This is a genomic window from Thioclava sp. SK-1, assembly GCF_001705665.1.
In the GTDB taxonomy this organism is placed as follows: domain Bacteria; phylum Pseudomonadota; class Alphaproteobacteria; order Rhodobacterales; family Rhodobacteraceae; genus Thioclava.
On record NZ_MDHA01000083.1, the window covers coordinates 1 to 363 of the forward strand.

The following is a 363-nucleotide window of genomic DNA, read 5'->3' on the forward strand; positions in this document are numbered from 1 at the left end:
TTTTTCGACCTTGGGCAAGTGGATGCGGGATTACTCGACCGATCCAACAGCCGCTGAGGACGCGGAGTTGCGCCGCGAGAACGAGCGCTTGCGTAAAGAGAACCGTATTCTGCGGGAGGAGAGGGAGGTGTTAAAAAAGCTGCAATCTTCTTCGCGAGCCAAAAGCAATGAGATTTCAATTCATTGCGGAGTATCGCGGAGATCTCTCACGTGCGTATCTGTGCCGCCTGATGCAGGTTTCAGATCGTGGGCTACGGGCGTGGCGTCGCAGGCCGCCCTCACATCGCCAGCGTCGTGACATGATCCTTCTGGCATATATCCGCGAACAACATCGGCTCAGCTTGGGCAGCTATGGCCGTCCGC

Annotated in this window: 1 pseudogene; it reads left to right on the forward strand. The window is 56.7% G+C overall.

The window, feature by feature from the left end:
- Nucleotides 1-363 (forward strand): annotated as a pseudogene (locus tag BFP70_RS18620) (IS3 family transposase); the annotation flags it as partial.